This window comes from Nitratidesulfovibrio sp. 1201_IL3209 (genome assembly GCF_036763125.1).
Taxonomy (GTDB): Bacteria; Desulfobacterota; Desulfovibrionia; order Desulfovibrionales; family Desulfovibrionaceae; genus Cupidesulfovibrio.
This window is the reverse complement of the sequence record NZ_JBAIYT010000026.1, coordinates 1-11,362: the sequence shown is the minus strand read 5'-3', so window position 1 is coordinate 11,362 and position 11,362 is coordinate 1. Positions and strand designations below refer to the sequence as shown.

The 11,362-nt window shown below is 66.3% G+C and carries 10 protein-coding genes; all 10 read left to right on the top strand.

The window, feature by feature from the left end; all coding sequences use genetic code 11:
• The first annotated feature begins 229 nt into the window (after positions 1 to 229).
• The 10 genes from nifH (at position 230) to V6B97_RS12185 (ending at position 11,305) form a co-directional block, all read left to right on the top strand.
• The gene (gene nifH, locus V6B97_RS12230) at positions 230 to 1,060 is read left to right on the top strand and encodes a nitrogenase iron protein (RefSeq protein ID WP_333506801.1); all 831 of its coding nucleotides are present in this window, start codon (positions 230 to 232) and stop codon (positions 1,058 to 1,060) included.
• A gap of 48 nt (positions 1,061 to 1,108) precedes the next feature.
• Positions 1,109 to 1,459 (top strand): P-II family nitrogen regulator, encoded by a 351-nt coding sequence (locus tag V6B97_RS12225; RefSeq protein ID WP_333506800.1) that lies wholly within the window; start codon positions 1,109 to 1,111, stop codon positions 1,457 to 1,459.
• A complete protein-coding gene (locus V6B97_RS12220; protein WP_333506799.1) occupies positions 1,456 to 1,830 on the top strand; it encodes a P-II family nitrogen regulator in 375 nt (124 codons plus the stop codon). The genes V6B97_RS12225 and V6B97_RS12220 overlap by 4 nt, the downstream gene beginning before the upstream one ends.
• A 19-nt stretch (positions 1,831 to 1,849) precedes the next feature.
• Positions 1,850 to 3,484, top strand: a complete 1,635-nt coding sequence (gene nifD / locus V6B97_RS12215; protein WP_333506798.1) for a nitrogenase molybdenum-iron protein alpha chain — start codon at positions 1,850 to 1,852, stop codon at positions 3,482 to 3,484.
• 21 nt (positions 3,485 to 3,505) lie between these two features.
• Positions 3,506 to 4,882 (top strand): nitrogenase molybdenum-iron protein subunit beta, encoded by a 1,377-nt coding sequence (gene nifK, locus V6B97_RS12210; RefSeq protein ID WP_333506797.1) that lies wholly within the window; start codon positions 3,506 to 3,508, stop codon positions 4,880 to 4,882.
• Between the two features lie 311 nt (positions 4,883 to 5,193).
• On the top strand, positions 5,194 to 6,444 hold the full coding sequence (locus V6B97_RS12205; RefSeq protein WP_333506796.1) for a radical SAM protein: 1,251 nt from the start codon (positions 5,194 to 5,196) through the stop codon (positions 6,442 to 6,444).
• 24 nt (positions 6,445 to 6,468) lie between these two features.
• A complete protein-coding gene (locus V6B97_RS12200; RefSeq protein ID WP_333506795.1) occupies positions 6,469 to 6,771 on the top strand; it encodes a (2Fe-2S) ferredoxin domain-containing protein in 303 nt (100 codons plus the stop codon).
• Between the two features lie 186 nt (positions 6,772 to 6,957).
• Positions 6,958 to 8,382 (top strand): nitrogenase iron-molybdenum cofactor biosynthesis protein NifE, encoded by a 1,425-nt coding sequence (gene nifE / locus V6B97_RS12195; protein ID WP_333506794.1) that lies wholly within the window; start codon positions 6,958 to 6,960, stop codon positions 8,380 to 8,382.
• Positions 8,383 to 8,392: 10 nt separating this feature from the next.
• Complete coding sequence (locus V6B97_RS12190) at positions 8,393 to 9,994, top strand: nitrogenase component 1 (protein WP_333506793.1); 1,602 nt, start codon at positions 8,393 to 8,395, stop codon at positions 9,992 to 9,994.
• A gap of 27 nt (positions 9,995 to 10,021) precedes the next feature.
• Entirely contained in the window at positions 10,022 to 11,305 is a 1,284-nt protein-coding gene (locus V6B97_RS12185; protein ID WP_333506792.1) for a radical SAM protein, read from the top strand.
• The last annotated feature ends 57 nt before the right edge of the window (positions 11,306 to 11,362 follow it).

Sequence of the window (11,362 nt, the reverse complement as noted above, 5' to 3'; positions counted from 1 at the left end):
CGCATTTGTCGCATGCGACAAAATGGTCGCTGCATGCGTGTCGCGTCCCGTGCGCGAAGCCCCGGTCCTTCATCCTGTAAACAACTGTCATGCCGGAGTGTTGGCGCAAATGGCCCACACTGGCACGGGGTTTGCCCTATGCGTGTCGTTGCATGGGCACGCCAGTCACGGCGAACGCACCCCGGCCACTCCAACACCCCGGCCGGGCGTGAATCTTCAGGAGGATATCATGAGAAAGGTGGCCATCTACGGCAAGGGCGGCATCGGCAAGTCCACGACCACGCAGAACACCGTCGCGGGTCTCGCGGAAGCCCTGGGGCGCAAGGTCATGGTCGTCGGCTGCGACCCCAAGGCCGACTCCACCCGCCTGCTGCTGGGCGGCCTGGCCCAGAAATCGGTGCTCGACACCCTGCGTGACGAGGGCGAGGACGTGGAACTCGATGATATCCGCAAGCAGGGCTACTCCACCACCCTCTGCGTGGAATCGGGCGGTCCCGAACCGGGCGTGGGCTGTGCGGGGCGCGGCATCATCACCTCCATCAACATGCTGGAATCCCTCGGCGCGTACGAGGAGGACCAGAAGCTGGACTACGTGTTCTACGACGTGCTCGGCGACGTGGTGTGCGGCGGCTTCGCCATGCCCATCCGCGACGGCAAGGCCGAGGAAATCTACATCGTGTGTTCCGGCGAGATGATGGCCATGTATGCGGCCAACAACATCTGCAAGGGCATCATGAAGTACGCCGAATCGGGCGCGGTGCGCCTTGGCGGCCTCATCTGCAACTCGCGCAACGTGGACAACGAAAAGGAAATGATCGAGGAGCTGGCCCGCAAGATCGGCACCCAGATGATCTACTTCGTCCCGCGCGACAACCAGGTGCAGCGCGCCGAAATCCACCGCCAGACCGTCATCGAGTTTTCCCCCGAACACGGGCAGGCCCAGCACTACCGCAATCTGGCGAAAGCCATCGACGAAAACGAGATGTTCGTGGTGCCGAAGCCCCTCCAGATCGCGGAACTGGAAAAGCTGCTGATGGATTACGGCCTCTTCGAGGCTTAACACCGGGCCATTTCACCACCACCCCACCCAATTCGAAGGAGAACGGCGATGATGATCATGGTTCGTGCCATCGTGAGACCCGAAAAATCCGACGACGTGCTGGCCGCCCTCATGGCCGCCGGTTTCCCGGCCGTGACCAAGATGTCCGTGGCCGGGCGCGGCAAGCAGCGCGGCATCAAGATCGGCGAGATCACCTACGACGAGATTCCCAAGACCCTGCTGATCAGCGTGGTGAAGGCCGGCGAGAAGCAGTTCGTCATCGACACCATCATGCACGCGGCCCGCACCGGCGCCAAGGGCGCCTTCGGCGACGGCAAGATCTTCGTCACCCCGGTGGAAGAGGTCTACACCATCAGCTCCGGCGTGAAGGAGCCCGATGTCGAGGAGGCCGCCGCATGAAGGAGATCATGGCCGTAGTGCGCCTGAACAAGATGAACCAGACCAAGAAGGCGCTGACCGAGGCGGGCGTGAACGGCTTCTACGCCCACGAGGCCTTCGGCCGGGGCAAGGGGCTGGTCAGCAGCGACCTGCTGGAAGGCGCCAGGGAAGGGTTCGAAGAGGCCGTGGAACTGCTCGGCGAAAAGGGCAGGCTGTATTCCAAGCGCGTGGTCACCGTGGTGGTGCCCGACGACCAGGTCAGCGACGTGGTCGAGGCCCTCATCAAGGTGAACCAGACGGGCAAGCCCGGCGACGGCAAGATCTTCGTCACCGCCGTTCCGGAAGCCCACCGTGTGAGAACCGCCGAGCACGGCGACAAGGCCATACTCTAGCGGTCAGGAGAGGTACATCATGGCGTTGAAGCACAAGAGCATCCCGGACGTGGCGACCGTCAAGGAAGAACTGCTCAGGAAGTATCCCACCAAGGTCGCCCGCAAGCGCGCCAAGCAGATCGTCATCAACGACGTGAAGGACGGCGACGTGGTGCCCGAGGTGCAGGCCAACGTGCGCACCACCCCCGGCATCATCACCATGCGCGGCTGCACCTACGCGGGGTGCAAGGGCGTCATCCTGGGCCCCACCCGCGACATCGTGAACATCACGCACGGGCCCATCGGCTGCGGGTTCTACTCGTGGCTCACCCGCCGCAACCAGACCAAGGCCCCGTTCGATTCGTCCGAAAACTTCATGCCCTACGCCTTTTCCACGGACATGCAGGACGAGGACATCATCTTCGGCGGCGAAAAGAAGCTGGCGGCGGCCATCCAGGAGGCCTACGACACCTTCCGCCCCAAGGCCATCGCCATCTTCGCCACCTGTCCGGTGGGCCTCATCGGCGACGACATCCACGCCGTGGCCCGCAAGATGAAGGAGAAGCTCGGCATCAACATCTTCGCCTTCAGCTGCGAAGGGTACAAGGGCGTCTCGCAGTCCGCCGGGCACCACATCGCCAACAACCAGATCTTCACCCACGTGGTGGGCGAGGACGATACCCCCAGGCTCGGCGACTACAAGATCAACATGCTGGGCGAGTACAACATCGGCGGCGACGCCTTCGAACTGGAACGCGTGCTGGAAAAGTGCGGCATCACCCTGGTGTCCACCTTCAGCGGCAACTCCACCTACGAGCAGTTCGCCACCGCCCACCAGGCCGACCTCAACGCCGTCATGTGCCACCGGTCCATCAACTACGTGGCCGAGATGATGGAGACCAAGTACGGCATCCCGTGGATCAAGGTGAACTTCATCGGGGCCGAATCCTCCGCCAAGTCGCTGCGCAAGATCGCCCAGTACTTCGGCGACAAGCAGCTCATCGACCGGGTGGAAGCGGTCATCGCCGAGGAAATGCCTGCCGTGCACGCGGCCCTGGAAGACGTGCGGCCCTTCACCGAAGGCAAGACGGCCATGCTGTTCGTGGGCGGCTCGCGCGCCCACCACTACCAGGACCTGTTCACCGAGATGGGCATGAAGACCATCGCCGCCGGGTACGAGTTCGCCCACCGCGACGACTACGAAGGCCGCAAGGTGATGCCCACCATCAAGGTGGACGCCGACAGCCGCAACATCGAGGAAATCGAGGTCGAGCCCGATTCCACCCGCTTCGCCCCGCGCAAGTCCGACGAAGAACTGAAGCGCCTCGCCGAGGAAGGCTTCACCTTCAAGGATTACGAAGGGATGATGCCCCAGATGGAGTCCAACACCCTCGTCATCGACGACCTGAACCAGTACGAGGCCGACAAGCTGATCGAACTGCTGAAGCCCGACGTGTTCTGCGCGGGCATCAAGGAAAAGTTCTCGGTGCAGAAGATGGGCGTGCCCATGAAGCAGCTGCACAGCTACGACTATGGCGGACCCTACGCGGGCTTCAAGGGCGCGGTGAACTTCTACACGGAAATCAAGCGCCTGGTCACCAGCAAGGTCTGGTCCGACCTCAAGGCCCCCTGGGAAGAAAACCCCGAGCTCTCGGCCACCTACGTCTGGGAATAACGGGCAAGGAAGGGAAACGACATGCTGCTCAGACATACCCCGACGGAAATCAGGGAGCGCTCGGCGCTCAACATCAACCCGGCCAAGACCTGCCAGCCCATCGGCGCCATGTACGCGGGCCTGGGCATCAGGGGTTGCCTGCCGCACAGCCACGGCTCGCAGGGCTGCTGCGCCTACCACCGCAGCACCCTGACCCGCCACTACAAGGAACCCGTGTCGGCGGCCACCAGCTCGTTCACGGAAGGCGCATCGGTGTTCGGCGGCCAGGCCAACCTGTTGCAGGCCATCGAGAACATCTTCTCGGTGTACGAGCCCGAAATCATCGCGGTGCACACCACCTGCCTGTCCGAAACCATCGGCGACGACCTGAAGCAGATCGTGGACAAGGCGGAGAAGGAAGGCAAGGTGCCCGAGGGCAAGCAGGTGATCTTCGCCTCCACGCCCAGCTACGTGGGCTCGCACGTCACCGGTTTCTCCAACATGGTCAAGGGCATGGTGAAGTGCCTGGCCGTGGCTTCCGGCAGGAAGAACGGCAAGGTCAATATCATCCCCGGCTGGGTCGAGCCTGCGGACATGGAGGAGATCAAGCGCATCGCGGGCATGATCGGGGTGTCCTTCACCATGTTCCCCGACACCTCGGGCGTGCTCAACGGCCCGCTGACCGGCGAGTACCACATGTTCCCCGATGCGGGCACCCCGGCGGCGGACATCCGCGCCTCCGGCGACGCCATCGGCACCCTGGCCCTTGGCGAATGGTGCTCGGCCGACGCGGCCCGCACCCTGGATGCGCAGTGCAAGGTGCCCTGCCGGGTGCTGGACATGCCCATCGGGCTCAAGGCCACCGACCGCTTCATCGACGCCCTGCGCATCGTGGCCGGCACCTCGGTGCCCGATGCGGTGAACTTCGAGCGCGGCCAGCTCATCGACGTCATCTCCGACTACCACCAGTACTTCTTCGGCAAGAAGGTGGCCCTGGTGGGCGACCCGGACCAGCTCATCGCGCTGACCGAGTTCCTGCTGACCCTCGACATGCAGCCCATCCACGTGGTCACCGGCACGCCGGGCAAGAAGTTCGAGTCGCGCATCAAGGAATTGTGCGCGGGCAGGGGCTTCGACGTGAACGTGCGCGCCGCGGGCGACATGTTCCTGCTCCACCAGTGGATCAAGAACCAGCCCGTCGATCTCGTCATGGGCAACACCTACTGCAAGTACATCGCCCGTGACGAGGACATCCCCTACGTGCGCTTCGGCTTCCCCATCATGGACCGCGTGGGCCACCAGTACTTTCCGGTGACGGGGTACAAGGGCGGCATCCGGCTGCTGGAGAAGATCCTGGGCGTCCTGCTGGACCGCGCCGAACGGGATGCGCCCGAGGAGAAGTTCGAACTCGTCTACTAGGGCGTGTCGTCACGAGCGTCCTTTTGCCCTCTGCCTTACCGACCCGAAGGGCGCGAAGCGTGCCCGTTGGGCGAGCTTGCGAGCCCTACGGACATCGAGCGCAAAGCGGTCAGAACAAGTTTTTATTTCGGTCACGTACGAGAAGAGTACGCTCCCTCCATAAAAAATTGTTCTTCCTTGGCAGAGAACAAAAATCCTGCTCGTGACGACACACCCTGACACCCGCATCCTTTCCGCCCGGCGCCATCCGGCGTCACCCGGAGCTTGGGGCGCCGGGCGGAGAAACCCACGCAGAACCCCACGGAGACACCATGAGCGGCGCACCCCACTGTATGCACACGAACGGACGTCCCGGCGGCTGGCTGCTGCTGCCGGTGGCGCCGCGTTCCAACGCCCGCAGCCGCCATGGCGGCCCGGGCGTGAGCACCCCGTGCGCCTGCGGGCAGCCGCCCGCGTCCCCCGCGTTGCTGCCGCACGAGGCGCTGGAATATCTGCACACGGTCATGGAATCGGGCGCGGTGGTCCACACGGTGGGCATCGCCGGTCCCGGCGACCCGTTCGCCGTGCCCGACCGCACCCTGGAAACCCTGCATCTGGTGCGCGCCGCCTATCCGCACATCGCCCTGTGCGTGACCACCAACGGCCTTGGCGTGGCCAGCCATGCCGCCGCGCTGGCGGACCTTGGCGTCAGCCACGTCACCCTGCTCATGGACGCCGTGGACCCGGAACTGGTGGACACCCTGTACGCCTGGATCCGCCCCGGCACCCGCACCCTGCGGCCCGGCGAAGGCGCGGCCCTGCTCGTGGACGAGCAGGCCGTGGCCCTTGCCGCGCTGGTCGGGGCGGGCATCGAGGTGGCCGTGTGCGTCACCGTGTACCCCGGCATCAACGACGCCCACGTGGGCGACATCGCCGCCGCCGCCAAGGCGCTGGGCGCTTCGGGCATCTACGTGCTGCCTTTTGTTCCGGCCGGGGACGCCGCAGGCCCCGTGTCCGGCCCCGTACCCGCTACAGACGCGGCCACCATGGACGCCGCCCGCCAGGCCGCCGCCGTCCACCTGCCCGTGCTCGACGCCTCCGCCCGCGACGGGCTGCCCGTGGCGCGGCGCGCGGGCCTGGGATGCGGCGAACCCGTGGCCGTCACCTCGGGCTCCGGCCTGCCGGTGCCCGGCGGCGACCGGCCATACGTGGCCGTGGCCAGCAGCGACGGCTTCGACGTGGACGAGCACCTTGGGCACGCCCGCCAGTTCCTGGTGTACGGCCCCACGACCGGGCCAGTGGGCGGTCCCCCGGACGTTTCCATGGACGGCCCCGTGGGCCTCTTGGGCGTACGCCCGGCCCCGCCCGCCGGTTCCGGCGACGCCCGGTGGGAAGCCCTGGCCGCCGTCCTGTCCGACTGCGCCTACCTGCTGGTGTCCAGCGCGGGCCAGCGGCCTGTGGACTGTCTGGCCGCCAAGGGGCTGCGGGTCATCCAGACCGAAGACAACATCGAGGGCCTCGTGGACGTGCTCTACGGGGGTGGCAAGAAAGGCAGGAAACGCGGCACGGGCCGCACAGTCTAGGTATTGCAAGGGAGAGGAAGGACCATGCCCAAGCCGACGCATCAGATTCTCGTGTGCCAGAGCTTCCGTCACAAGGGCGAACCCAAGGGCGTCTGTTTCAAGCAGACCGACGGGTTCCTGCAATACCTCGAAGAGGAAATTCTCGATCGCGGCCTGGACATCCTGGTCACCGCCACCGGGTGTCTCAAGGCCTGCGAGGAGGGCCCCGTCCTCGTGGTGCAGCCGCAGAACTGGTGGTTCAAGGGCGTGGACAGCCACGACGCCATCGACGCCATCCTTGACGGCATCGAGGACGGCGAACCCAGTGCCGACTACCTGATGTACTAAAGCTTTTCCGGGGGAGGGGGAGCTTTTCAACGCTCCCCCCAAAACTTTTTACTTGGGGCATCAAGCCCACAAAACGGGGGTGCAGGGGACGGCAGCCGTTATGCGAGTCTTCGAGCATTACGGATGGCGATCGCAACGCGCAAAGCCCCTTGCCCGCCGGAGGCGTAAAAAAGAAGGAAGGCGACCATGACCACCGCAACCGCACCCAACGTCACCGCCACGGCCGAATGCCGCGACGCGGATCTTCTGGACGAACGGAAGAAGCAGGTGCACCGCGCCGGGCAGGGTCCCATCGACATGGCCTGCAACCGCGAGAGCCTCGCGGGGGCCGTCAGCCAGCGCGCCTGCGTGTTCTGCGGCTCGCGCGTGGTGCTGTACCCCATCGCCGACGCGCTGCACCTGGTGCACGGCCCCATCGGCTGCGCCGCCTACACCTGGGACATCCGGGGGGCGCTCTCGTCCGGGCCGGAACTGCACCGCCTGAGCTTTTCCACCGACCTCCAGGAAAAGGACGTCATCTTCGGCGGCGAACGAAAGCTGGCCGCCGCGCTGGACGAACTCATCGACCTGCACCGGCCCAAGGCCGCCTTCGTCTACTCCACCTGCATCGTGGGCCTCATCGGCGACGACCTGGGGGCCGTGTGCCGCAAGATGTCCGAAAAGAAGGGTATCCCGGTCATTCCCGTGCAGTCGGAAGGCTTCAAGGGCAACAAGCGCGAAGGGTACCTTGCCGCATGCAAGGCCATGTTCCGGCTGGTGGGCACCGCGCCCACCGAAGACGTTTCGCCTCTTTCGGTGAACATCCTCGGCGACTTCAACCTGGCGGGCGAAATCTGGATCGTGCGCGGCTACCTGGAACGCATGGGCATCCAGGTGGTGGCCAACATCACCGGCGACGGCCGGGTGGACGACATCCGCCGCTGCCACGGCGCGGCCCTGAACCTGGTGCAGTGCAGCGGGTCCACCATGGATCTCGCCAGGATGATGAAGGAAAAATACGGCACCCCGCACCTCCGCGTGTCGTACCTGGGCATCGAGGACATGGCCGACTCGCTCTACGCCGTGGCCGAACATTTCGAATCCGTGGACCCCTCCATCGTGGAGCGCACCCGCGACCTGGTGCGCGACGAACTGGCCGCCCTCATGCCGCGCCTGCGCGACATCCGGCGCGACCTTTCCGGCAAGCGCGCCGCCATCTACGTGGGCGGCTCGTTCAAGGCGTTCTCGCTGATCAAGGCCTTCCGGCACCTCGGCATGAACGTGGTGCTGGTGGGCTCGCAGACCGGCACGCAGGAAGAATACCAGGAACTGGAAACCGTGTGCGACCCCGGCACGGTCATCATCGACGACGCCAACCCGCTGGAGCTTTCGCACTACGTGCGCGAGTTGGACGTGGACGTGTTCGTGGGCGGGGTGAAGGAACGCCCCATCGCCCACAAGTTGGGCGTGGGCTTCTGCGACCACAACCACGAGCGCAAGATTGCCCTGGCCGGGTTCGAGGGCATGTACAACTTCGCTCGCGAGGTGCACGCCTCGGTCATGAGTCCCGTCTGGCGGTTCGTGCCCCGCCGGGCCAGGCGCGCCGCGTCTCCCGCCGACGCGGATGCATAGGGGGTGGGTCATGACGCTCGACTACGTTGCCAACGACGGCCTCTGCGCCGACGAATGTTCCTGTGATCGTGGCGAAAACTGTTCCGAAACCGGTGCGGACGGCTGCGGTTGTTCCGAAGCCCCGGAATCCGGTTCGGAGGATTGCGGGCTGGCCCCGGTGGAACTGAAGGCCGCCCTGTCAGGAGCGGCGGGCAAGACCCCGGAAGCAGACGGCAAGCCCGGCAAGGCCCCCCGCCCCAGGCGTCCCGATTTCGTCTCCACCACCAACGCCTGCAAGCTGTGCACGCCGCTGGGGGCCATGCTGGCCTTCCGGGGCGTGGAGGGCGCGGTGCCCTTCCTGCACGGTTCGCAGGGCTGCGCCACCTACATGCGGCGCTACGTCATCAGCCACTACCGCGAGCCCATGGACATCGCCTCGTCCTCGCTGGGCGAAAAGCAGGCCGTGTACGGCGGGGGGCCCAACCTGAAGAAGGGCATCCTCAACGTCATGAAGAAGTACGACCCGGTGCTGGTGGGGGTTGCCACCACCTGTCTCACCGAGACCATCGGCGACGACGTGGGCGGCTACCTGCGCGAGTTCCGCAACGAATTCGGCGACCTCGACCTGCCGGACATCGTCCACGTGCACACGCCCAGCTACAACGGCACGCATATGGAAGGCTGGAACGCCGCCGTGCGCGCCCTGGTGGACCAACTGGCGAAAGAGCGGGTGGAGCCCCACGGCAAGGTGGCCTTGCTGCCCGGCTTCATCTCTCCGGCCGACCTGCGCCATCTGCGCGACCTCGTCGCCGATTTCGGTAGCGATGCGGTGATCCTGCCCGACCTGTCCGACCCGCTGGATGGCCCGGCGCTGGAAGACTACACCCCGCTGCCCGAAGGCGGCACCCCGGTGGCCGACATCCGCGCCCTGTCCGGCGCGGCGGCGGTCATCGAGTGCGGCCGCTCGCTGGCCATGACTCCGGTTGGCTCTTCGGGTCCCGCCACGGCGGGGCGGGTGCTGCATGAACGCTTCGGCCTGCCGCTGCATGGAGTGGGCCTGCCCATCGGCCTGCGCGAAACCGACGCCCTGGTTTCCGCTCTGGAGGCCATCACCGGCAAGCCCCTGCCCCGCAGGCACGAACTGGAGCGCGGGCGGTTCGTGGATGCCCTGGTGGACGGCCACAAGTACGTGTCCGGCAAGCGCGCCGTGGTCTACGGCGAGGCGGACCTGGTCGTCGGCTTGGTGTCGCTGCTGTCCGAGATCGGCGTGCGCACCGTGCTGGCCGCCACCGGCGCGCGCGGGGCGCATCTGGCCGAATCCGTCGCCGCCGTCACCGAAGGCATGCTGCCCGCAATGCCCACGGTCATCGAGGGCGCGGACTTCGAGGAAATCGCCGACACGGCGGAAGGTCTGTCGCCCGACCTGCTGGTGGGCAACAGCAAGGGCTACCGCTACGCCCGGCAGTGGAACATCCCCCTCGTGCGCGCGGGCTTTCCCATCCACGACCGCTTCGGCGGCCACCGCCTGCTGCACGTGGGCTACGCCGGTGCCCAGGCCCTCATGGACCGCATCGTCAACGCCGTCATCGAGAAGACCCAGAGCGACAGCCCCGTGGGCTACTGCTATCTGTAGGAATCAGGAAGAGCGAAGGAGACCGCCATGAAGCCGCTGCGCACCACTCCCCCCGGCCATCCGTGCTTTGATCGCAACAGCGCCTCGTCCTGCGGTCGCGTCCATGTTCCCGTGGCCCCCCGGTGCAACATCCAGTGCGGGTACTGCAACCGCAAGTACGACTGCGTCAACGAATCGCGCCCCGGCGTGACCAGTGCGGTGCTCTCGCCGCGCCAGGCGCTGGACTACGTGGACAAGGTCCTGGAGGCCGACCCGCGCATCACCGTCATCGGCATCGCCGGTCCCGGCGACCCCATGGCCAACCCTGCGGAAACGCTGGAAACACTGCGCCTGGTGCACGAAAGGCACCCCGAACTGCTGTTCTGTCTCTCGTCCAACGGGCTGGGCCTGCCGCCGCACCTCGACCGGCTGAAGGAACTGGGCGTCACCCACGTCACCGTCACCATCAACGCGGTGGACCCGGCCATCGGCGAAAGGCTGTATTCCTGGGTGCGCGACGACAAGGTGGTCTGGCGCGGCCGCGCGGCGGCGGAACTGCTGCTTGCGCGCCAGTTGGAATCGGTGCGTGGTCTTGTGGAGCGCGGCATGGTGGTGAAGGTGAACACCATCCTCGTGCCCGGCGTGAACGACCACCACGCGGAAGAGGTGGCGCGCGTGGTGGGCGGACTGGGGGCCACCATCCAGAACATCATCCCGCTGAAGCCCACGGCGGACACCCCGCTGGCCCACCTGCCCGAGCCGGACGCGGCCGCTGTCAACGCGGCGCGCAAGGGAGCCGGGGAACACATTTCCCAGATGACCCACTGCAAGCGCTGTCGCGCCGACGCCGTGGGCCTGCTGCACGAGGACAAGTCCGCCGAGATGGCCGAAACCCTGCGCGCCTGCGCTTCGGCCAGGACCGAAGAGGCGGAGCGCCCTTACGTGGCCGTGGCCACGCGCGAGGGTATGCTGGTCAACCAGCATCTGGGCGAGGCCGCCCGGTTCCAGATCTGGGGGCAGGGGGCCAGCGGCTTCTACTTGGTGGAGGAGCGCCTTGCGCCCAAGCCCGGCTGCGGTCCCGAACGCTGGAAGCAGGTGGCCCACACCCTGCGCGACTGCCGGGCGCTGCTGTGCGCCGCCTTCGGCGCGCATCCGGAGGGGATTCTGGTGGCCGCCGGGGTGAAGCCCGTCGAGGCGTCCGGCTTTATTGACGACGCGCTGGACGTGGTCTTCGGCAACGGCAACACCGCCGCCCTGCGCGGCCGCAAGGGCGGCGTGGGCAAGACCTCGTGCGCCGGGGGCGGGTGTCGCGGGACTGGCGAGGGTTGTTGACAGAGAAGAGAATCGGGGGAGGGGAGGAAACTTTTGGAAAAGTTTCCTCCCCTCCCC

Excerpts from the sequence above, each read along its gene's own strand:
- nifH (WP_333506801.1), top strand. The coding sequence starts at position 230 with ATGAGAAAGGTGGCCATCTACGGCAAGGGCGGCATCGGCAAGTCCACG.
- V6B97_RS12225 (WP_333506800.1), top strand. The coding sequence starts at position 1,109 with ATGATGATCATGGTTCGTGCCATCGTGAGACCCGAAAAATCCGACGAC.
- V6B97_RS12220 (WP_333506799.1), top strand. The coding sequence starts at position 1,456 with ATGAAGGAGATCATGGCCGTAGTGCGCCTGAACAAGATGAACCAGACC.
- nifD (WP_333506798.1), top strand. The coding sequence starts at position 1,850 with ATGGCGTTGAAGCACAAGAGCATCCCGGACGTGGCGACCGTCAAGGAA.
- nifK (WP_333506797.1), top strand. The coding sequence starts at position 3,506 with ATGCTGCTCAGACATACCCCGACGGAAATCAGGGAGCGCTCGGCGCTC.
- V6B97_RS12205 (WP_333506796.1), top strand. The coding sequence starts at position 5,194 with ATGAGCGGCGCACCCCACTGTATGCACACGAACGGACGTCCCGGCGGC.
- V6B97_RS12200 (WP_333506795.1), top strand. The coding sequence starts at position 6,469 with ATGCCCAAGCCGACGCATCAGATTCTCGTGTGCCAGAGCTTCCGTCAC.
- nifE (WP_333506794.1), top strand. The coding sequence starts at position 6,958 with ATGACCACCGCAACCGCACCCAACGTCACCGCCACGGCCGAATGCCGC.
- V6B97_RS12190 (WP_333506793.1), top strand. The coding sequence starts at position 8,393 with ATGACGCTCGACTACGTTGCCAACGACGGCCTCTGCGCCGACGAATGT.
- V6B97_RS12185 (WP_333506792.1), top strand. The coding sequence starts at position 10,022 with ATGAAGCCGCTGCGCACCACTCCCCCCGGCCATCCGTGCTTTGATCGC.